This window comes from Pseudomonas sp. B21-019, from assembly GCF_024749225.1.
In the GTDB taxonomy this organism is placed as follows: domain Bacteria; phylum Pseudomonadota; class Gammaproteobacteria; order Pseudomonadales; family Pseudomonadaceae; genus Aquipseudomonas.
The window spans coordinates 5,041,685-5,062,776 of record NZ_CP087193.1 but is presented as its reverse complement, the minus strand read 5'-3'; the positions used below and the strand labels follow the sequence as shown (position 1 = coordinate 5,062,776).

Genomic DNA, 21,092 nt, shown 5'->3' with positions numbered 1-21,092 from the left:
TCATCGTATGCCGCTGTATTACACTCATTGTCTCGTTTTTATTCACTGGAGAGTCAGCATGATCAAGTCGCGCGCCGCCGTTGCCTTCGAGGCCAAGAAGCCCCTCGAGATCGTTGAAGTCGATGTCGCCATGCCCAAGGCGGGCGAAGTCCTGCTGCGCGTCGTCGCTTCCGGTGTCTGCCATACCGATGCCTACACCCTCTCGGGCGCGGACCCGGAAGGTATCTTCCCGTCGATCCTGGGCCACGAAGGTGGCGCGGTGGTCGAAGCGATCGGCGAGGGCGTGACCTCGGTTGCTGTGGGTGATCATGTGATCCCGCTGTACACCCCGGAATGTGGCAAGTGCAAATTCTGTCTGTCGGGCAAAACCAACCTCTGCCAGGCGATTCGTGCAACCCAGGGTAAAGGCCTGATGCCGGACGGCACTTCGCGCTTTTCCTACAAGGGCGAAACGATTTTCCACTACATGGGCACCTCGACGTTTTCCGAGTACACCGTGCTGCCGGAAATCTCTGTCGCCAAAATTCCTAAAGAAGCACCGCTGGAAAAAGTCTGCCTGTTGGGCTGTGGCGTCACCACCGGCATCGGTGCAGTGATCAACACTGCCAAGGTCAAACCGGGTGACACCGTCGCCATCTTCGGTCTGGGCGGCATCGGACTGTCTGCCGTGATCGGCGCGGTCAAAGCCAAGGCTGGCCGGATCATCGCCATCGACATCAACCCGGCCAAGTTCGAAATCGCCAGGCAATTGGGCGCTACCGACTGCGTGAACCCGAAAGACTTCGATCGTCCGATTCAGGAAGTGATCGTCGACATGACCGATGGCGGCGTCGACTTCTCGTTCGAATGCATCGGTAACGTGCAGTTGATGCGTGCCGCACTTGAGTGCTGCCACAAAGGTTGGGGCGAGTCGGTCATCATCGGTGTGGCCGGCGCAGGCCAGGAAATCTCCACCCGTCCATTCCAGTTGGTCACCGGTCGTGTCTGGCGCGGTTCGGCGTTCGGTGGCGTGCGTGGCCGTACCGAGTTGCCAAGCTATGTCGAAATGGCCCAGACCGGCGAGATCCCGCTGGATACCTTCATCACCCACACTATGGGCCTGGAAGATATCAACAAGGCGTTTGACCTGATGCATGAAGGCAAAAGCATCCGTAGCGTCATCCATTTCTGAGGTCGGTCATGAGCCTGGAAAATATCTCCTGCCAGAAAAGCTTCGGCGGCTGGCACAAGCGCTACCGGCACCGCTCCGACGTGCTCGGCTGCGACATGGTGTTTGCCGTGTACCTGCCGCCGCAAGCGGAGCAGGGCGGCAAGCTGCCGGTGCTGTACTGGTTGTCCGGCCTGACCTGCACCGACGAGAACTTCATGCAGAAGGCCGGTGCCATGCGCATGGCCGCCGAGCTGGGGCTGATTATCGTCGCACCGGACACCAGCCCACGCGGTCCCGAAGTACCGGGCGATCCGGATGGTGCCTGGGACTTCGGTCTCGGTGCCGGGTTTTATCTGAATGCCACGCAGGAACCGTGGTCGCGGCACTATCGGATGCATGACTATGTCGTGCAGGAATTGCCGACATTGGTCGAGGCGCATTTCCCGGCTTCGGAAAAGCGTGGCATCAGCGGCCACTCCATGGGTGGCCACGGTGCGCTGGTCTGCGCCTTGCGTAATCCGGGGCGTTACCAGTCGGTGTCGGCGTTCTCGCCGATCAACAATCCGATCGATTGCCCATGGGGGCAGAAAGCCTTTTCCCGCTACTTGGGTGAAGACCGGTCGAAATGGCGCGAGTGGGATGCCTGTGCATTGATCGCCGAGGCCGGCGAGAAGCTGCCGCTGCTGGTGGATCAGGGTGATCGCGACGATTTCCTCGCCACCCAGCTCAAGCCTGAAGCCCTGCAACAAGCGACCAAACTGGCCGATCATCCGCTGACGTTGCGTTTGCAACCGGGCTACGACCACAGCTATTTCTTCATCGCCAGTTTTATCGACGACCACTTGCTGCATCACGGACGCGCTCTAGGCCTCTAATGCAGGTAGAATCACGCCCTGACAAAAATCGGGGCGTTTTTTTATGCGTATTGGCCACGGCTATGATGTGCACCGTTTCGGTGAAGGCGATTTCATCACGCTGGGCGGTGTGCGGATTGCACACAGCTTCGGGCTGCTTGCCCATTCCGACGGTGATGTCCTGCTGCACGCCTTGAGCGATGCGTTGCTCGGCGCTGCCGCGCTGGGTGATATCGGCAAGCATTTTCCGGACACCGACCCGCAATTCAAGGGCGCCGACAGCCGTGCGCTGTTGCGTCATGTCGTCGCACTGATCCACGCCAAGGGCTGGAAAGTCGGCAACGTCGATAACACCATCGTCGCCCAGGCCCCGAAAATGGCCCCGCATATCGAATCGATGCGCGCGCTGATTGCCGCGGATCTTCAAGTTGAGTTGGATCAAGTGAACGTGAAAGCTACCACCACCGAGAAGCTTGGCTTTGTCGGTCGCGAAGAAGGTATTGCCGTGCACTCCGTTGCCTTGTTGCTGCGCGCATGAACGAGGCGCAATTGCTCGGCCCGCGGGCCTATGGTGACGCTCTCGGCAGCGCGGTGCTGAAAGCCACGGCGGAAGATTTCCAGGTCGATGAAGTCCTCGATATTCCCCTTAGCGGCGACGGCGAACACCTATGGATCTGGGTGGAAAAGCGCGGTCTGAATACCGAAGAAGCGGCACGGCGGATTGCCAAGGCTGCGGGCGTGCCATTGCGTACCGTCAGCTACGCGGGCCTCAAGGACCGTCAGGCGTTGACTCGCCAGTGGTTTAGCGTGCAACTGCCCGGCAAGGCTGATCCAGATCTGTCGGCAGCGGAAAACGACACGCTGAAGATTCTCAAGACCGGTCGGCACAGACGCAAGCTGCAACGCGGTGCCCATTCGGCCAACGGCTTCACGTTGCGCCTGACTCAATTCGCTGGCGACAAGGCAGCGATCGAGGAGCGTCTGCAACTGATCGCCAGGCAAGGTATTCCCAATTATTTCGGCGCCCAGCGTTTCGGGCATGACGGCGGCAACGTCGTCGACGCCCGTGCCTGGGCGGTGCGCAAGGCCCTGCCGGAGCAACGCAATGTGCGTTCGCGCCTGCTCTCAACCGCGCGCAGTTTTCTGTTTAATCAGGTGCTGGCGGCGCGTGTCGCCGATGGTACCTGGCAGCGTGCTCAGGTCGGCGATCTGCTGGCGTTCACCGATAGCCGCAGTTTTTTCCCGGCAGGTGAGGCCGAATGCAGCGACCCGCGCCTGGCGATTCTCGACCTGCACCCGACCGGACCGCAGTGGGGCGAAGGTGACTCGCCGGCGTCGGGGGCTGTCCATGAACTGGAGCAGGCAATCGCTGCGCGCGAAGCGGACCTGCGCGATTGGTTGATTAACGCCGGAATGAGCCACGAACGTCGCATCCTGCGGCTGCCCATTGGCGGGTTGACGTGGCATTATCCCGAGCCTGACATTCTGCAACTGGAATTCGTCCTCCCGGCCGGATGCTTCGCCACCGTATTGGTGCGTGAACTCGTCGATCTGGTGCCGGTGGGGCAGACGGACAGCCCATGCGTATTCTGATTTCTAACGACGATGGGGTAACCGCACCCGGTCTCGCCGCGCTTTATGCTGCGCTGGCGGATTACACCGAATGCGTGGTTATCGCCCCGGACCAGGACAAAAGCGGCGCCAGCAGCTCGCTGACGCTCGACCGTCCGTTGCACCCGTATACCTTGGCCAATGGCTTTATCAGCCTCAATGGCACACCCACCGATTGCGTGCACCTGGGCCTTAACGGCTTGCTGGAGTTTGAGCCGGACATGGTGGTTTCCGGTATTAACCTGGGTGCGAACCTGGGGGACGACGTGCTGTATTCCGGTACTGTGGCGGCCGCCCTTGAGGGCCGTTTCCTGGAACGTCCTTCGTTTGCCTTTTCGTTTGTCTCACGGCAAGTGGAGAACCTTCCCACGGCGGCCTATTTTGCGCGCAAACTGGTAGAGGCCCACGCGGACCTCGATCTGCCACCGCGCACGGTACTGAACGTGAACATTCCCAACTTGCCGCTGGAGCATATCCGCGGTATCCAGCTGACCCGCCTGGGCCATCGCGCCCGCGCTGCTGCGCCGATAAAAGTGGTCGATCCGCGTGGTAAATCCGGTTACTGGATCGCTGCAGCGGGGGACGCCGAGGATGGCGGCCCGGGCACCGATTTCCATGCGGTGATGCAAGGCTATGTTTCAATCACGCCACTGCAACTGGATCGCACCTTTAATGATGCCTTCAGTAGTCTCGATGGCTGGCTGGAGGGGCTGCGCTAATGGCTCGTGAACAAGACGATATTCTGCACCGCGGCATCGGGATGACCTCCCAGCGGACCCGTGAGCGTCTGATTCAGCGCCTCTATGAAGAAGGGGTGTCCAACGCCAAGGTGCTGGAAGTCATCCGCCGCACACCGCGTCACCTGTTCGTCGATGAGGCGTTGGCCCACCGCGCTTATGAAGATACGGCGCTACCGATTGGCCATAACCAGACCATCTCCCAGCCTTATATGGTGGCGCGCATGAGCGAGCTGCTGCTGGAAGCCGGCCCGTTGGACAAGGTGCTGGAAATCGGTACCGGTTCGGGTTACCAGACGGCGGTGCTGTCGCAACTGGTCGAGCGGGTTTTTTCCGTCGAGCGCATCAAGGTTCTGCAAGATCGAGCCAAGGAGCGCCTGGTGGAGCTGAACCTGCGCAATGTGGTATTTCGCTGGGGCGATGGCTGGGAGGGCTGGCCGGCGCTGGCGCCTTACAACGGCATCATTGTTACCGCCGTGGCCACCGACGTGCCTCAGGCGCTGCTCGATCAATTGGCACCGGGCGGGCGACTGGTGATTCCGGTCGGCTCTGGTGAAGTTCAACAATTGATGCTGATCATCCGTGAAGAGCAGGGCTTTTCCAGGCGTGTTCTGGGGGCAGTGCGCTTTGTGCCACTACTCAACGGGCCGCTGGCCTGAGCATTTGTTTCAGCGCGCTGAATTCTCTTCGATTGCCCGGGTCTTACAGCGGCATCGATGGGTTAAACAGAATTAATCGTCAGGCAGCAAACGTGTGCGTGAAGCGAATCCGCTTCATTAAAGGTAAAGCCTGTTCGGCCCGTTATACTTGCGACATTTCGTGCCGAAACACGGCAATTCATATTTTCAGCCACCACAAAGGGAGCGGCGGGTGAGTCTCACAGTCGTTGCGCAGCGAATGGGTATAACGAGCTTTCAGCGTCTGGTGACTGGTCTTGTCTTGAGTACCTTGCTGGTCGGTTGTTCCAGCACCAAATCGAGTAGCGCGGGAGTTGTCGATCGCAACAATGCGGTCGCCCAGCGTCCGGCCGTAACCACCGGCCAGTACGTTGTTCGACCCAAGGACACGTTGTTTTCCATCGCCTTTCGCTACGGCTGGGACTACAAAGCCCTCGCGGCAAGGAACAACATTCCTACGCCTTACACGATCCATCCGGGTCAGACGATTCGCTTCGACGGTCGCAACGATTCAACGCCGGCAGCGGTGGTGAGTTCGTCCAGTTCCTCGCCTTCGTCGTCGAGCAAAACCACGGTAATTCGGCGTCAGGCAAATGGCACAACGACCAGTACAACGGTGCTCGCACCGTCCGTCGCCAGCAAACCGGCACCCGCTCCACTGCCTCCTGCCGGTCCGGCCCCGACGGGCTGGGGGTGGCCTTCTAATGGCATTCTGATTGGAAAATTCTCTTCAAACGGTAGTTTGAATAAAGGAATTGATATCGCCGGAGATTTGGGACAGCCTGTTTTAGCTGCGTCTGATGGGACGGTGGTATACGCCGGGAGTGGCTTAAGGGGCTACGGCGAATTAGTCATCATCAAACACAGCGATACCTACGTCAGTGCCTACGGTCACAACCGCAGGCTGTTGGTTCGGGAGGGGCAGCAGGTCAAAGTCGGACAGACAATTGCCGAAATGGGGTCAACGGGTACAGACCGGGTGAAACTGCATTTTGAGATTCGCCGACAAGGTAAACCTGTAGATCCGCTGCAGTTCCTGCCACGTCGTTGATTTGTTAGCCAAGCCTGTTCCGTCACGTAGAGGGAACAGGCTCCAGCGTTGCCAGGGATCAAGGCGCCGCTTGAGCTTGAGGTCGAACTCACCAAAGGACTATAACAATGGCTCTCAGTAAAGAAGTGCCGGAGTTTGACATCGACGATGAGGTTCTCCTTATGGAGACCGGCATCGCTATGGATTCGATGTCGAATGATGAAGGGGATGCACCACCTTCCGTTCGTGCCAAATCCAGACACTCCGCTTCGTTAAAGCAACACAAGTACATCGACTACACCCGGGCACTCGATGCCACGCAGCTGTACCTCAATGAAATCGGCTTTTCCCCATTGCTCTCCCCGGAAGAAGAAGTTCATTTTGCGCGCCTGTCGCAAAGTGGTGATCCGGCCGGACGCAAGCGCATGATTGAAAGCAACCTGCGGCTGGTGGTGAAAATCGCCCGGCGTTACGTCAATCGTGGGCTGTCGCTGCTGGACCTGATCGAAGAGGGTAACCTCGGCCTGATCCGGGCAGTGGAAAAGTTCGATCCAGAACGCGGCTTCCGCTTTTCGACCTACGCCACCTGGTGGATTCGTCAGACCATCGAACGCGCGATCATGAATCAGACCCGGACCATCCGGCTACCTATTCATGTGGTCAAAGAGCTCAACGTGTACTTGCGGGCTGCACGGGAGCTGACTCAAAAGCTCGACCATGAACCCTCACCCGAAGAAATTGCCAACCTGCTGGAGAAACCGGTAGGCGAGGTCAAGCGCATGCTTGGCCTGAACGAGCGGGTTTCTTCGGTCGACGTCTCGCTGGGTCCGGATTCGGATAAAACCCTGCTGGACACCCTGACCGACGACCGCCCGACCGATCCATGTGAACTGTTGCAGGATGACGACCTGTCGCAGAGCATCGATCAATGGCTCTCGGAGCTGACCGACAAGCAACGCGAGGTGGTCGTACGCCGCTTCGGCTTGCGAGGTCACGAGAGCAGTACGCTTGAAGATGTCGGCCTGGAAATCGGCCTTACCCGGGAGCGGGTCAGGCAAATCCAGGTTGAAGGCCTCAAGCGTCTTCGGGAGATTCTCGAGAAAAATGGCCTGTCGAGTGAGTCGCTGTTCCAATAAGCCATTCGCTCAACCGGTAACAAAAAGCCCCGACTGGTTCGGGGCTTTTTGTTACCGGGAAGATGAGAGGTGCGTTGGTATTGGCGCCACCTCAGGTTTGTAGTCTCGTGGTGTAAGTCATTGCTTACTCTTTCGTAAGTGTTCATTATTTTTACACCCTGGTAGTTGTCTATTCGAAGGATGCTGTATTTATAAGTTATTGATTTATATATTTATTTTATTAAGTTAACAGCATATTGCAGATGATTTCAGCCATGGAGGCCGATTGCTCTTGGTGGGGAATCCTCTAGTATTTGAACTGTGTCGACGGATAGACACGCCCTTCAAGGAAGAGGGGAACGGACATCGCAGGATGCGATTCATCAGGACGATGAAAAGGAATACATGGAATAGGGAAAAAATGTGGGCGGGTCAAACCGCCCCTTTTTTTTGCCTGCAGAAAAGCAAAAAGGCCCGCAAGGGGCCTTTTCGGGAACGCGAGGGAAATCAGCGTTCGAGGTGTTCGATCTTGCCTGGCTTGCCATCCCATTCAGCGGAATCGGGCAATGGATCTTTCCGTTCAGTGATGTTTGGCCATACCTCGGCCAATTCCATGTTCAGCTGAATGAAGTTTTCCATGCCGGCGGGAACTTCATCTTCAGAGAAGATGGCCACGGCAGGGCATTCTGGTTCGCACAGTGCGCAGTCGATGCACTCATCCGGGTGAATCACCAGGAAGTTCGGGCCTTCGTAAAAGCAGTCCACCGGACAGACTTCTACGCAGTCGGTGTACTTGCACTTGATGCAGTTGTCGGTGACGACGAAGGTCATTTCTAATTTTCTCCTCAGGCGGCGGCAGCGGAGCCCCTTCAGGACGGGGTCGCCAGGTTCGGGAGCGATAGTCTGCAGGCCAGGCTATGAGCCTGCAGCATCCCAAACCGCGCGAGATTCTAACAGCTTGCAGGCAAGTGCGTTAGATCCGTGTCTTTAATGTATAGAGCATTTCCAAAGCCCTGCGTGGTGTCAGGTCATCCAGATCAAGTTTGGCCAGTTCATCCAGCACCGGATGCGGCAGGCTGGCGAACATGTCGCTCTGCTGCGGCGCAACGGATTTGCCTTTGGCCGGCGTCGGCACTTCATGGGGCAGCGCCGTGGATTCCAGCCGGCTCAAGTGTTCACGGGCACGCACGATCACTTCGCTCGGCACACCGGCCAACTGCGCAACCGCCAGGCCATAGCTCTGGCTGGCAGGCCCAGGCAGCACGTGGTGCAGGAACACGATACGTTCGTTGTGCTCGGTGGCATTGAGGTGCACGTTGGCTACTAGCGGTTGGGCTTCCGGCAGCACCGTCAGCTCGAAATAGTGGGTGGCGAACAGTGTGTAGGCCCGCAGCTGCGCCAGACGCTCGGCCGCGGCCCAGGCCAGGGACAGACCGTCGAAGGTGCTGGTGCCGCGACCGACTTCGTCCATCAGCACCAGGCTGCGCTCGGTGGCGTTGTGCAGGATGTTCGCGGTTTCGCTCATTTCGACCATGAAGGTCGAACGCCCGCCCGCCAGGTCGTCGCTGGAACCGATCCGGGTGAAGATCCGGTCGACCAGGGACAATTCGCAACTGGCTGCCGGCACGAAGCTACCGATATGCGCCAGCAGCACGATCAACGCGGTCTGGCGCATGTAGGTGGATTTACCGCCCATGTTCGGACCGGTGATCACCAACATACGGGTGCTGTCATCGAGGCTCAGGTCGTTGGCTACGAACGGCGTGGTAAGTACCTGCTCGACCACCGGATGACGGCCCTGGCTGATGCGCATGCACGGCTCGCTGACGAAACGCGGGCAGTTCAGGTCCAGATTCAGTGCACGCTCGGCGAGGTTGCTCAGCACGTCCAGTTCGGCCAGTGCGGCAGCGGTGTCCTGCAAGGGCGGCAATTGGGCGATCAGGTCTTCGAGCAATGCTTCGTAGAGCATCTTCTCGCGCGCCAGGGCACGGCTCTTGGCCGACAGCGCCTTGTCTTCGAACGCTTTCAGTTCCGGGGTAATGAAACGCTCGGCACCCTTGAGGGTCTGGCGACGGATATAGTCGGCGGGTGCCGATTCGGCCTGCTTGCTCGGCAACTCAATGAAGTAACCGTGAATGCGGTTGTAACCGACTTTCAGGTTGGCCAGGCCGGTGCGGGCCTTCTCCCGGGCTTCCAGATCGATCAGGAACTGCCCGGCGTTTTCGCTGAGCGATTGCAGCTCGTCGAGTTCGCTGTCGTAACCGGTTTTCAACACGCCGCCGTCACGGATCACCGCTGGCGGGTTGTCGATGATGGCTTTCTCCAGCAGCGCCGCCAGTTCCGGATAGGTGCTGGTGGTCGTTGCCAGTTGAATGATGTGCGGAGCTTCAAGCTCGGCCATTGCCACCTGCAACTCTGGCAGCGCGCCGAGGGCATCGCGCAGACGCGCCAGGTCACGAGGACGGGCATTGCGCAGGCCGATCCGCGCCAGAATCCGCTCGATGTCACCGATTTCCTTGAGCTGCGGTTGCAGTTTCTCGAAGCGATAACGATCAAGCAGGCAGGTGATCGAAGTCTGACGTGCCAGCAATACGGTCAAATCCCGCAGCGGACGGTTCAGCCAGCGGGTCAGCAAACGGCTGCCCATGGCGGTCTGGCAGCGGTCGACCACCGATTGCAACGTGTTGTCGCGACCACCGGCCAGGTTGGTATCCAGTTCCAGGTTGCGCCGGCTGGCGCCGTCGAGCACCACGGTGTCGTCCAGGCGTTCATGACGCAGGCTGCGCAAGTGCGGCAGGGCAGTGCGCTGGGTTTCCTTGGCGTAGCTGAGCAGGCAGCCAGCAGCGCCGATGGCCAGGGTCAGGTTCTCGCAGCCGAAACCCTTCAGGTCCTGGGTGGAAAACTGCTGGCAAAGACTTTTCAGCGCCGAGTCGCGCTCGAAATCCCACGGCGCACGGCGACGGACCCCACGACGTTTCTCCGCCGGCAAGTCCTTCGGCCAGTCGTCCGGGATCATCAGCTCAACCGGGTTGACCCGCTCCAGTTCCGCCAGCAGGTTTTCCCAGCCCTTGATCTCCAGCACCGTGAAGTTGCCGCTGGTGATGTCCAGCACCGCCAGACCGAACAGACGCTCGTCCCCCAGCACCGCAGCGATCAGGTTGTCCCGACGCTCATCCAGCAGCGCTTCATCGCTGACCGTGCCGGGCGTGATGATGCGCACCACCTGACGATCCACCGGGCCTTTGCTGGTGGCCGGGTCGCCGACCTGCTCGCAGATCACCACCGATTCGCCAAGCTTCACCAGTTTCGCCAGGTAACCTTCCGCAGCGTGGTAAGGAATCCCACACATCGGAATCGCCTGACCCGCCGATTGCCCACGAGCTGTCAGGGTGATGTCCAGCAACTTGGCGGCCTTCTTCGCATCTTCATAGAAGATCTCGTAGAAGTCGCCCATGCGATAGAACATCAGCTGGTCGGGGTGCTGATTCTTCAGGCGCCAGTATTGCTGCATCATTGGCGTGTGGGAGGACAGATCGGAGACGGCTTTATTCATCGGATATAGGCAAATTCGTTGAAAGGTGTGGGGCAAAGGAGGGGCATCGGCCCGGCTTTTCCGCGATGGGCGCAAGGTTACCATGGGCGGTCCGCCCGACGCAGGCATGAAAGCCTCAACGCTATTTTTCGTGGGTCTATGCACAAATTATGCAATTTGGCATTTGTCTTCCGAAAAAAGATCAAGCACTATTCGCGTTATGCAAAAACGCAATGTTTCTACCGTCTTAAGAGCGCTGCTCGATCAGCACGGGATCTCCCCCACGGAGCTTCACCGTCGCACCGGCGTGCCTCAATCCACTCTCTCGCGCATCCTCAGCGGGAAGATCGTCGATCCTTCGGATAAACATATCTCGAAGATTGCCGAATACTTTGCTGTGAGCACCGATCAATTGCGGGGCCGCGCGGATGTCGCGCCGGCCGCCAGCGCCGGGCGCGATCAATTGCATTCGGAACTCAAGGACATAAGCCTGTGGGACGACGATACGCCTGTCGATGACGACGAGGTGTCGGTCCCCTTTCTTCGCGAGGTTGAATTGGCTGCTGGATCAGGAAGATTCGTCATCGAAGAGAGCGAGCGCTCTAGCCTGCGCTTCGGCAAGCGCAGTTTGCGCCATAACGGTGTGCAGTTCGACCAGGCCAAATGCGTGACTGTGCGTGGCAACAGCATGTTGCCGGTACTGCGCGACGGTGCCACGGTGGGGGTGAATGCCGGTAAATGCGGGATTGGCGACATCATCGACGGCGACCTGTACGCCATCAACCACAACGGCCAGTTGCGGGTGAAACAGCTTTATCGCCTGCCGACCGGGATTCGCCTGCGCAGCTTCAATCGCGATGAGCATCCGGACGAGGACTACAGCTTCCAGGAAATCCAGGAAGAGCAAATCGTCATCCTTGGTCACGTCTTCTGGTGGGGCATGTACGCCCGCTAACCTCACCACTGTCAGATAAAACCCGTCGCCCGACGGGTTTTTTTTCGCCTGCCAAAAACCGCCAACGCCTTTGTCTGTGGGACTTTCATGCGCCTGTGCATTTCTTGTGCATAAATAAATGCATTTATGCATTGACTGTATATGCATCCATGCATATTCTTTGTCTCAAGCCGCTCAACAAAGCGGCTCGAAACGAAGCTCTTTAGTTCCACCACAAAGGCAGCGATGAATCGGCCTCAACGGTTCAGAGGGTTGGCAACTGACCCGGGTGTGCAGCGTAAAGCACCAGAAGCAGTTATCCGGCGGGCAGGGACCGCGGTCGGAAAAACAATTTGAATGGACTCGTACCGCGCCAGTAGCGCCGAAAAGTCAGCTTCCTTTTTGACACGGGATTAAAGGAAGGCGAAGGAGCGCATTACTGAAAAGCCCGGTTTCACACCGGGCTTTTTGGAATGCCTACCTGATGCAGGCAGATCAACGTGTGCCGGGATGCCCGGCGATCAATAAGGATATGAAAATGAAGAAATACGCACGTGTAGTAAACGGAAAAGTCGACAACATCTACGAGACGGTCAATCCGATCACTGACGAGTTCCCAGTCGATCAACTCTGGGTCGACGTCACCGGCAGTTCGAGCAATCAGGTTGACTACGGCTACAACGCAGTCAACAGCGATGGCCTCTGGTCGTTCAATTCCGGGTTCCCTTGGCCGCAATCTGCGCTAGGTGAACAAATGCGCAATGAAAAAACCAAGCGGCTCGACAGTGTCATGACCAGCGTGGCGTCGTCGGGATTGCAATTCAAAGTTGATCTGGGCGTGGCCACTGCTGCCGAGCAGGCTTACCTGACTGCCTTCAAGGAGTATTGCGTTGCCTTTACTCAGGTCAACAAACAGCCAGGTTTTCCGCTGACCATCGTTTGGCCTGAGCTGCCGTAAAAACGGAGCGCATTACTGAAAAGCCCGGAATGCTCCGGGCTTTTTGGAATGCCTACCTCAAGAGACATCGATTGAATCCAACACACATCACTCATCAATCACCCCAGGAGGCGTGACATGACAAACGAGCAACAAGCGTTGCTGGACATGCCGATCTGGCTGGTCATCCTCCTCGCCGTGGCGGGCGGGGTGTCCGGCGAAATGTGGCGCGCCGACAAGGAGGGCGCCCGTGGCTGGTCACTGCTGCGGCGCCTGGCCCTGCGGTCCGGGGCCTGCATGATCTGCGGCGTCTCGGCGATCATGCTGTTGTACGCCGCGGGCCTGTCGATCTGGGCCGCCGGCGCCTTTGGCTGCCTGACGGCGATGGCCGGGGCGGACGTGGCCATCGGACTTTACGAACGTTGGGCCGCCAAGCGGATTGGCGTTTGTGAAGTGCCACCGCGCGATTCTCGTCCCGATCAACAGTGAACCGGCGTCGCTGATCTTCGTATTGCCATAGGAATAGGAGGCCATTGATGCCTGCTGTCATCGAAAAACCGTCGCAGCTGTTTTCTGCCATTGCCGAGACGTTGCGTACCGCCATTCCCGGCTTGAAGGTCGGGAGTCATCAAGACTTCGACGGCACTGTCGATCTGCCCTGGGTGCTGATCGCCATCGAACGCGATGCGCCGGGCATCCGTGCCAACGACGGACGTATCGCTCATGTCCTGACGGTTTCCTTGCAAGCCGTGTTGCCCGGTGCAGGGTTGGCAGTGTGCGATCTGGCCAGTGAGTTGAAAAGCCTGGTCGTCGATAACCGCTGGAAACTGCCGGGCGAGCAATGCGATCTGCCGATGAACATTGATGGCATCCCGTCCACGTTTATCAGCGATGCACGGGAGTACACCGCCTGGACCGTTTCATTTACCCAAACCCTGTACCTCGGCCCGACGCTGCTCGAAGACCCGTTGGGTATCCCGAAATTTGCCCGTACCTGGGAGGTGTCGAACATCGACGACCCGGATCAATACACCGCACTCGAGGGCTGATCCATGTTTGATGCGCTGTTACGTATGCAACTGGGGCCGATCATCGAGCGTTTGGCCGAGATGGAAACCGAGCTCGAAGACCTGCACCGGCGTGCCGACAGTTTCTGTCGCATCGGCGTGTGTCAGGAAGTCGATGCGGCCAGCAATACCTGCAAGGTCCGTCATGGGGAACTGCTCACCCCGGCGATCCGGTTTTTCAACCCAAGCGCCGGGGCACAGAGCGAGTCGCGGATTCCTTCCGTGGGTGAGCAGTGTTTGCTGCTGAACCACGGCGGTGGCGAGGGCGGCGGGCAGTCGGTGGCGTTGTTCGGTCTCAACGGCGGTCAGTTCCCGCCCGTCTCGACACAGGCATCGCTGACGCGTCGCCTCTATCAAGACGGCACGGAAAGCGGTTACGACCACGCCAGTCATGTCTTGCGCTGGAAGAACGGCCCGGCGGCGTTCACCGGCTCCCGTGAATCCCTCGAGTTGAACATCGGCCCGGCGAGGCTGGCGATGAGGCCAGAGGCCATCGAATTGCAACTGGGCGCCGTCGGCCTGCGGCTCGACGCTTCCGGTGTGCATCTGAGCGGCCCGTTGGTGGATCACCAGGGTCGCGTCATCAGTACTGCATAAAGAGCTTCCCATGATCGGAATCGATAGAAACACCGGCACAACGGTCGACGACTGGCTGCAGTTCGTGCAGCGCGCCACCCGGGCGCTGACCACGCCGTTGGGCACACGTCAGAAGCGCCCTTTGTATGGTTGCGCACTCACTGAGTTGCTGGGGCAGAACCTCGGCGACGACCTGCTGATTCTCGCCCAGAGCCATGCGGCCCAAGCGTTTTACAACAAGTACAACGGCATCGACGATTTCGAGCCGCAGGTCATTGTGGCCAGCCGCTACGGTGCCGGGTTGTTATTGCGTTTCGCCGGCATCTGGAAAAACCGCCAACAGACCTTCGAGGTGGTGGCATGAGTATGTTGATACCTGGCCAGAACCAGTTGGCCGAACCGGCAATCGTCACGGTCGAAGTGTTCGAGGATCTGCTCGCAGAGTTCAAGACCTTCGTTGTCGAGTATGTCGGTGCCCGTTCCTCCGAGAGCGCGGCCAAGCTTGCGGTCAGCCTGGAAAACGAAAGCGAGTTGCTGACCCTGGCCCTTGAGGCGTTTTGTGTACGGCTGCAAACCCACGAACGCAAATACAACGCCCGCATCAAGCAGATGCTGGCGTGGTGGGCCACCGGCACCAACCTCGACGCCCGCCTCGCGGACATGGGGCTTGAGCGCCAGTTGCTGGACCCGGGCGATCCGGCGGCATTCCCGCCGATCGATCCGGTCTACGAGAGCGATGACGACGCCCGGTTGCGTTATTACCTGGCGCCCCATGCCCCGGCGGCGGGCTCGCGGATGCAGTATCGGCGCGAGATTTTCACCCTTGGCGAACGGCCTGCCGTGAAGGTGGAAACCACCGCGGCGGGAGTGGTGACGGTCACTTACACCTTCGACCCGGACGGCTATGTCGCGCAGGTCAAGGACGGCAACGGGCGCCGGACCGCGCCCGGCGAAGTCACGGTCACGGTGCTTTCCCGAGAGGGCGATGGCACGCCATCCCAAGCGCTGCTCGACGATGTTCGCCAGCATTTCGCCCGGCCTGATGTCCGGCCCGAAACGGACCTGGTCACTGTGCAGGGCGCGCAAATCAAGAACTACAAAATCCGGGTGATCGCGAAGATCAACCCGGGCCCCGATTCAGGGCTGACCAAGGTTGCCGCGCAACAGCAGCTGCAGGCGTATGCCGATGCCTGTCATCGCCTGGAAGGGCGAGTGGACCCGAGTTGGATCGACTACACGCTGCACAGCGCCGGGGCGGTTCAACTGCAGATCCTTGAGCCGGTAGCGCCGATTGTGACGAGCGCTTTTCAAGCGCCGTATTGCACGGGCGTCGAGGTCGAGGTGGATACGTTATGAGTGACGACACACCTCGCCCGAGCCTGTTGCCAGCCAACAGCTCACCACTGGAAAGGGCGCTTGATCTCGGTTTTGCCCGATTGCTTGAGCGTATCGACCCGCCGTTCCCCGAACTGATGAACCCCGCCAAAACACCGCTGGCATTCCTGCCGTACCTGGGCGCGGATCGCGGGGTCAGCGAATGGAGCTCCGAGGCGACAGAGGCGGAAAAACGCCTGACGGTGGAACTCGCCTGGCCTACCGCACGGCAGGCCGGGACGCGAAAAGCACTGGAAAATGCGGCCAAGGGTTTGCAATTGATGCCTGAGGTGCGCGCCTGGTACGAACAAACACCACCCGGCCCGCCTTACAGCTTTTCCGTCAGGGCCTTCACCGAACAGCCCTACAGCGAAGAAATCGACGCCCGTCTCGACCGACGCCTGGCCGATGCCAAAAGCGAACGCGACACCTTGAAGGTGTCCGTCGGCTTGAGCGCATTCGGCAGTCATGTCATCGGCGCCGCCACCGTATGCGGCGAGCTGACCACGGTTTATCCGATCGTCATCGAAGGGCTTGAAGCCTCGGGTCAGGCCTTTATGGCCGCAGGGCTCTACACCGTCGAAACCTCCACAATTTATCCTCAGGGGTCCTAAATGGCCGACTATTACACCCTGCTCACCAATGCGGGGATCGCCTACGAAACCGCCTGCAAGGCGGCGGGCACACCGATCAAGCTGTCGCAGATTTCCGTCGGCGACGGCGGCGGCGCGGTTTACAACCCGGCCGCAACCGCCACGGCGCTCAAGCGCGAAGTGTGGCGCGGGCCACTCAATGCACTGTTCCAGGATGAGAAGAATCCGAGCTGGTTGCTGGCCGAAGTGACTATCCCGCCTGAAGTGGGTGGTTGGTATGTACGTGAGGCCGGGATCTGGACTGATACCGGGATTCTTTACGCCATCGTCAAATATCCGGAGTCGTTCAAGCCGGTGCTGGCGACTTCGGGCTCGGGGAAAGAGTTCTACATTCGTTCGATTTTCGAGACCAGTAATGCGGCGCTGGTGACGTTGTTGATTGACGACACGGTGGTCAAGGCGACGCGGGCGTGGGTGATGGGCTATCTCGCTGATGAGTTGGCCAAGCTTGATGGTAAGCAATCAGTTCGCGCGGCGGCTACGGGCAATGTTGTGTTGAGTGGGGCTCAGCAGATTGACGGTGTCGCGTTGGTCGCCGGAGATCGTGTGTTATTGCCCTATCAGACATCGGCCAAAGACAGCGGCATCTGGGTTGTGTCCAATAGCGGTTGGTCTCGGGCTTTCGATGCCAATAGCAGTATCAAAGTAACGCCCGGCTTGACGGTCATGGTCGAAGAAGGGATAGCCAACGGCGACTCTCTGTGGCACCTGACAACCAATGGACCCATCACGCTGGGTACTACCGCACTGACCTTCGAAATGCTCGCGGGCAGGACTGGCATTCAGCCGGGTAGCTATCGAGGGCTGACCGTTGATAAGTACGGCCGGGCCATTGCGGGGGACAACCCGACCACGGTGGCAGGTTACGGACTGACAGATGTTTACACCAAGGCGCAGGTCGAGGCATTTGCACTTGGCGTGGCGGGTGATCGTGTGGGGGAGGTCACGCACTTCGCCATGGCAACGCCGCCGGCTGGCTTTTTGAAACGCAATGGGGCAGCCGTATCGCGAACGACCTATGCCGCGCTGTTTGCCAGGATCGGGACACTGTACGGGGCGGGGGATGGTTCTACGACGTTCAACCTGCCGGACTCTCGTGCTCATTTCGATCGGGGGCTCGATGACGGGCGAAACGTCGATCCGGGTCGTGTGCTCGGCAGTGCTCAGACGAGTCAGAACGCCGCTCACGTGCATGCGGGTAGTGCAGCAGTAGCCGGGAATCATACGCACTCGATTTGGATAAACCTGGATCGTGGGCCGGGCACCGACGGCAATGCGGTGTGGGGTGACGAGCCCTACTACGGGTCTGCGGGGGCGCCGACCAGTGCCGCCGGTGATCACACTCACGCGATCACCATTGCCAGTTCCGGTGGCACTGAAGCCAGGCCACTCAACACGGCTTTTCTCGCCTGTATCAAATATTAATCAGAACCACATTGGAGTTTTTGAGAATGTCAGACGAACGCATGGCCGTTGAAGGCGAGGTGTCCTGGTGGCTCGCCGATGAGGTCGCACCACCGACGATCTGTAATGTGCACCCCGTTACCGGTGAGTTCATCGGCGCGGGGGTAGCAGACCCGAGTCCTCTGGAACCTTTCACCTGGTTGATCCCCGCGCATGCTTATCAGTGTGAGCCGCCAACGCTGGAGCCTGGTCATACAGCGGTCAGGGTTTCAGGCGACGGGTGGAAAATTGTTGCGGACTACCGTGGAACGACGGTCTACAGCACCGAGACCGGTGAGGCGCAAGTCTGGGAGACGTTGGGTGACTTGCCCGAAGGTTATACACGTGAAGCTCCAGCGACCCAGTTCGATAAGTGGCAGGACGATCAATGGGTCGTCGATGAGGTCGCAACTACAGACGCCCTGAAAAAGAAAGCAGCCAGGAAGAAAGCGCTGCTGACGCAGTTCAGCACAAACATGATTGCCACATTGCAAAACGCAGTGGATTTGGATATTGCCACTGAAACCGAGATCGCGGATCTGCGCTCCTGGAAAATCTACGGCGTTGAACTCAATCGTGTCGATACCGTTGGAGGGGTACCCCAGGAATGGCCGATCAGCCCGAACGATGCCTTGGCGGCTGCCTGGCTGGTGGCTCAGGGCTTCGACGACCCACCTCGGGAAACCCTCACCGTTTCCGAGTAACGCCCCGCACCGTCGGGGCGTTTTCTTTTCCGTCAAGCACCCAACAACCCCTGACAGCCCCTTCCTCAAAAGGGGCTTTTTCGTATCTGGAGAACCCCAAATGGCACTACGCCAAACCTACACCGTGCTCGTCCCATTCCCCACCGGGGGTGGCCACTGGTCGAGCATCGGTCAAGAACTCGACCTGCTCGATGTGGAGGCCAGTGCGTTGCGCAGCGCTGGTCGTCTGGAGCTGAAAAAAACCGAGGCTGCCGAATCGGCCTCTACAACCACCCCGGCCAAAAAGGCCGCTGCCAAGAAGGCTGAATAACCATGGCTGAGGTTTTGAACTTCGAGCACAACGGCATTACCGTCAATGCCACTGAATCTCCCGAGGCCATGGGTGGCCTGGGCGACAACGTCATCGGTCTGGTCGGCACCGCGCCGAAAGCGGATCTGCTGATTCCGCGTAACGCCCCGTTCCGCATCAACAGCTTCACCACCCAGGCACTATTGGACCCGACCGGTACCGAGTCGGGCACGTTGTTCCACGCGGTATTCCAGATCCTCAAAGTGGTCAAGGTGCCGGTCTACGTGGTCATCGTCGAAGAGGGCGCAACCCCCGCCGACACCCTGAATAACGTGATCGGCGGCATCGAACCAGTGACCGGTCGCAAACTGGGTCTGGCCGCACTTGGCGGCGTGCCTGAAGACCTGACGATCATTGGTGCACCGGGTTTCACCGGCACCAAAGCGGTGGCCAGTGAGTTCGCCTCGTTCGGCAAACGTATCAAGGCTCGCGTGGTACTCGACGGCAAGGATGCGGCAGTCGCCGATCAAGTGACTTACAGCCAGGAGCTGGGCGGTGCGGACCTCGGTTTCGACCGTTGCCTGCTGGTGCACAACATGCCGTCGGTGTACTCCAAGGCGGCGAAGAAAAACGTGTTCCTGGCGCCATCGAGCCTGGCCATCGCCGCGCTCGCCAAGGTCAAGCAATGGGAGAGCCCGGGCAACCAAGTGACCTACGCCGAAGACGTTTCGCGCGTCGTGGAATACAACATCCTCGACACCTCCACCGAAGGCGATCTGCTCAACCGTTACGGCATCAGCTACTACGCCCGGACCATCCTCGGCGGCTTCTCGCTGCTGGGTAACCGCTCCGTCACCGGCAAGTTCATCAGCTACGTCGGCCTTGAAGATGCGATCAGCCGCAAGCTGGTGAAGGCCGGTCAGAAAGCCATGGCCAAGAACCTGACCAAGTCGTTCATGGATCAGGAGGTCAAGCGCATCAACGACTGGCTGCAAACCCTGGTCGCCGACGAAACCATCCCCGGCGGCAGCGTGTACCTGCACCCGGAATTGAACAGCGTCGAGAAGTACAAAAACGGTACCTGGTACGTGGTCATCGACTACGGCCGCTACGCACCGAACGAACACATGATTTATCAACTCAACGCCCGCGATGAAATCATCGAGCAGTTCCTGGAGGACGTTCTCTAATGTTTACCAACCGCGTAAGACAGGCCATCGCGGCCACCCTGCAAGGCCTGCCGTTGTCGGCGACCGTGGAAGAGTTCACACCGCCGAAGATCGAGTTCGACATGGAAAACATGGTCGGCGGCCGCTTCATCGTCGAGGAGATGGCCAAGAGCGCCAAGGCCCTGGGCGCCAAGTTGATCCTGCAGGGCGCCGGTCCCGAAGTGATGCTGGCGCTGGGCGTGAAGCTGGGCGACGACATCCTGCTGAACGTGCGTGAAGCCGGTCAGGATCAGGACGGTAACACCTGGTTCACCTACCACACCGTCGGCGGCAAGCTGAAGGTCCTCGAGGAAGCCATCGTGAAAATGGGTGAAAAACCCAAGACCACCCTGGAGCTCTCTTGCCGCACCTACAACCGCCTGGAAAACGGCGTTCCAGTGATCGATGTCGACGTGCGCACCCAGAAGTTCGTGCTCAACGGCGTCGACATTCTCGGTGATGCCCGCCGCGCCGTGTTGCTGCCGTAACACGAAGGCCAACCAAGGCGCACAACCTGTGGGAGCGGGCAGGCTCGCTCCCACAAGGATTGTGGCAAACAGATCCCTGCGCAGCAGCCTTTCATGAATCACCAAGGAATTTCTTACATGTCCTGGATACCTCCCAAGCATGTCCTGTTGTCACCAATTACCGGTGATGACGGATCCGAGATCGAGCAGATCCAACTCAAACCGTTGTACTACGCCGCGCAAAAAGAGGCCCTGGCCCGTGCCGGCGATGATGAGGACGATCAGTTCTTCGAGCTGGCCATATTGGCCACGGGGTTGTCGGTCAAGGAACTGGACCAGCTCAAACGCCCGGACTACGTGAGCATCGCGCAGTACGTGCATGAGATGTCGACTCGCCCGGCTTCGTACTTTCTGGAACAGCAAGCGCAGGGCGAACAATCGGTAGACCCCGATCAAGTGTCACTGCTGCAACCGCTCAACGTGGCAGGCCGCAGCATGACCTCGCTGACCCTGGAAATGCCGGTGCTGCGCGCCACCAAGGCGATGAAAAAACTGAAGACGGCCAAGGAACGCGCCGAGTTCATCACCGCCCATTGCACCGGGCTGATGCTGCCCGATCTGGACCTGCTGACCGTGCCCGACTGGACACAGCTTCAGGTACGCATCGACGATTTTTTAAACAAACCGGCGGACTTCTTTCGGAGCGCGACATCGAAGTAATCCTCGATGTGGTG

23 protein-coding genes and 1 pseudogene are annotated in these 21,092 nt (G+C 59.1%); 22 read left to right on the top strand and 2 right to left on the bottom strand.

The genetic code is table 11. The annotated features are described in order from the left end of the window. Positions 1 to 58 precede the first annotated feature (58 nt). The 8 genes from LOY36_RS22650 (at position 59) to rpoS (ending at position 7,195) form a co-directional block, all read left to right on the top strand. Positions 59 to 1,171, top strand: coding sequence for an S-(hydroxymethyl)glutathione dehydrogenase/class III alcohol dehydrogenase (locus LOY36_RS22650; RefSeq protein WP_018927002.1), 1,113 nt, complete (start codon positions 59 to 61; stop codon positions 1,169 to 1,171). Positions 1,172 to 1,179: 8 nt separating this feature from the next. Beyond that, the gene (gene fghA, locus LOY36_RS22645) at positions 1,180 to 2,025 is read left to right on the top strand and encodes an S-formylglutathione hydrolase (RefSeq protein WP_258671048.1); all 846 of its coding nucleotides are present in this window, start codon (positions 1,180 to 1,182) and stop codon (positions 2,023 to 2,025) included. 43 nt (positions 2,026 to 2,068) lie between these two features. Continuing rightward, entirely contained in the window at positions 2,069 to 2,542 is a 474-nt protein-coding gene (gene ispF / locus LOY36_RS22640; protein ID WP_018927000.1) for a 2-C-methyl-D-erythritol 2,4-cyclodiphosphate synthase, read from the top strand. Next, entirely contained in the window at positions 2,539 to 3,597 is a 1,059-nt protein-coding gene (truD, locus tag LOY36_RS22635; protein WP_258671047.1) for a tRNA pseudouridine(13) synthase TruD, read from the top strand. The genes ispF and truD overlap by 4 nt, the downstream gene beginning before the upstream one ends. Then, positions 3,585 to 4,334, top strand: coding sequence for a 5'/3'-nucleotidase SurE (surE, locus tag LOY36_RS22630; protein ID WP_258671046.1), 750 nt, complete (start codon positions 3,585 to 3,587; stop codon positions 4,332 to 4,334). The genes truD and surE overlap by 13 nt, the downstream gene beginning before the upstream one ends. A gap of 41 nt (positions 4,335 to 4,375) precedes the next feature. Then, positions 4,376 to 5,011, top strand: coding sequence for a protein-L-isoaspartate(D-aspartate) O-methyltransferase (locus LOY36_RS22625; RefSeq protein ID WP_173861137.1), 636 nt, complete (start codon positions 4,376 to 4,378; stop codon positions 5,009 to 5,011). Between the two features lie 211 nt (positions 5,012 to 5,222). Next, complete coding sequence (locus LOY36_RS22620; protein WP_026345674.1) at positions 5,223 to 6,080, top strand: peptidoglycan DD-metalloendopeptidase family protein; 858 nt, start codon at positions 5,223 to 5,225, stop codon at positions 6,078 to 6,080. A gap of 107 nt (positions 6,081 to 6,187) precedes the next feature. Then, complete coding sequence (rpoS, locus tag LOY36_RS22615; protein ID WP_007940534.1) at positions 6,188 to 7,195, top strand: RNA polymerase sigma factor RpoS; 1,008 nt, start codon at positions 6,188 to 6,190, stop codon at positions 7,193 to 7,195. A 486-nt stretch (positions 7,196 to 7,681) separates the two neighbouring features. On the opposite strand, the gene fdxA is transcribed toward rpoS, so the two are convergent. Both fdxA and mutS read right to left on the bottom strand, forming a co-directional pair. Further along, positions 7,682 to 8,005 (bottom strand): ferredoxin FdxA, encoded by a 324-nt coding sequence (gene fdxA, locus LOY36_RS22610; protein WP_007940535.1) that lies wholly within the window; start codon positions 8,003 to 8,005, stop codon positions 7,682 to 7,684. Positions 8,006 to 8,147: 142 nt separating this feature from the next. Next, positions 8,148 to 10,727, bottom strand: coding sequence for a DNA mismatch repair protein MutS (mutS, locus tag LOY36_RS22605; RefSeq protein ID WP_026345675.1), 2,580 nt, complete (start codon positions 10,725 to 10,727; stop codon positions 8,148 to 8,150). Between the two features lie 199 nt (positions 10,728 to 10,926). On the opposite strand from mutS, the gene LOY36_RS22600 reads away from it, so the two are divergent. The 14 genes and pseudogenes from LOY36_RS22600 (at position 10,927) to LOY36_RS22535 (ending at position 21,078) form a co-directional block, all read left to right on the top strand. Continuing rightward, positions 10,927 to 11,661, top strand: a complete 735-nt coding sequence (locus LOY36_RS22600) for an XRE family transcriptional regulator (protein ID WP_026331839.1) — start codon at positions 10,927 to 10,929, stop codon at positions 11,659 to 11,661. A gap of 517 nt (positions 11,662 to 12,178) precedes the next feature. Continuing rightward, a complete protein-coding gene (locus LOY36_RS22595) occupies positions 12,179 to 12,598 on the top strand; it encodes a tail fiber assembly protein (protein WP_018926993.1) in 420 nt (139 codons plus the stop codon). Positions 12,599 to 12,715: 117 nt separating this feature from the next. After that, the gene (locus LOY36_RS22590; protein WP_018926992.1) at positions 12,716 to 13,066 is read left to right on the top strand and encodes a phage holin family protein; all 351 of its coding nucleotides are present in this window, start codon (positions 12,716 to 12,718) and stop codon (positions 13,064 to 13,066) included. 47 nt (positions 13,067 to 13,113) lie between these two features. Continuing rightward, entirely contained in the window at positions 13,114 to 13,626 is a 513-nt protein-coding gene (locus LOY36_RS22585) for a hypothetical protein (protein ID WP_258671045.1), read from the top strand. Between the two features lie 3 nt (positions 13,627 to 13,629). Then, positions 13,630 to 14,241 (top strand): phage baseplate assembly protein V, encoded by a 612-nt coding sequence (locus tag LOY36_RS22580; protein ID WP_258671044.1) that lies wholly within the window; start codon positions 13,630 to 13,632, stop codon positions 14,239 to 14,241. Positions 14,242 to 14,251: 10 nt separating this feature from the next. Further along, positions 14,252 to 14,584 carry a phage baseplate protein gene (locus LOY36_RS22575; protein WP_258671043.1) on the top strand — a complete coding sequence of 111 codons (333 nt, stop codon included), beginning with the start codon at positions 14,252 to 14,254 and terminating at the stop codon, positions 14,582 to 14,584. Continuing rightward, positions 14,581 to 15,576 (top strand): baseplate J/gp47 family protein, encoded by a 996-nt coding sequence (locus tag LOY36_RS22570; RefSeq protein ID WP_258671042.1) that lies wholly within the window; start codon positions 14,581 to 14,583, stop codon positions 15,574 to 15,576. The genes LOY36_RS22575 and LOY36_RS22570 overlap by 4 nt, the downstream gene beginning before the upstream one ends. Continuing rightward, on the top strand, positions 15,573 to 16,208 hold the full coding sequence (locus tag LOY36_RS22565; protein WP_019647821.1) for a phage tail protein I: 636 nt from the start codon (positions 15,573 to 15,575) through the stop codon (positions 16,206 to 16,208). The genes LOY36_RS22570 and LOY36_RS22565 overlap by 4 nt, the downstream gene beginning before the upstream one ends. After that, a pseudogene (locus LOY36_RS22560) lies at positions 16,209 to 17,453 on the top strand (phage tail protein); the annotation flags it as partial. 245 nt (positions 17,454 to 17,698) lie between these two features. Further along, positions 17,699 to 18,394: a tail fiber assembly protein gene (locus tag LOY36_RS22555; protein ID WP_258671041.1), complete on the top strand. Its 696-nt coding sequence runs from the start codon at positions 17,699 to 17,701 to the stop codon at positions 18,392 to 18,394. 100 nt (positions 18,395 to 18,494) lie between these two features. Beyond that, positions 18,495 to 18,704 carry a hypothetical protein gene (locus LOY36_RS22550; RefSeq protein ID WP_258671040.1) on the top strand — a complete coding sequence of 70 codons (210 nt, stop codon included), beginning with the start codon at positions 18,495 to 18,497 and terminating at the stop codon, positions 18,702 to 18,704. A 2-nt stretch (positions 18,705 to 18,706) separates the two neighbouring features. After that, positions 18,707 to 19,873, top strand: coding sequence for a phage tail protein (locus LOY36_RS22545; RefSeq protein WP_258671039.1), 1,167 nt, complete (start codon positions 18,707 to 18,709; stop codon positions 19,871 to 19,873). Next, positions 19,873 to 20,379, top strand: coding sequence for a phage major tail tube protein (locus LOY36_RS22540; protein ID WP_018926982.1), 507 nt, complete (start codon positions 19,873 to 19,875; stop codon positions 20,377 to 20,379). Before LOY36_RS22545 ends, LOY36_RS22540 begins: the two co-directional genes overlap by 1 nt. Before the next feature lie 117 nt (positions 20,380 to 20,496). Then, positions 20,497 to 21,078: a phage tail assembly protein gene (locus LOY36_RS22535; RefSeq protein ID WP_258671038.1), complete on the top strand. Its 582-nt coding sequence runs from the start codon at positions 20,497 to 20,499 to the stop codon at positions 21,076 to 21,078. The last annotated feature ends 14 nt before the right edge of the window (positions 21,079 to 21,092 follow it).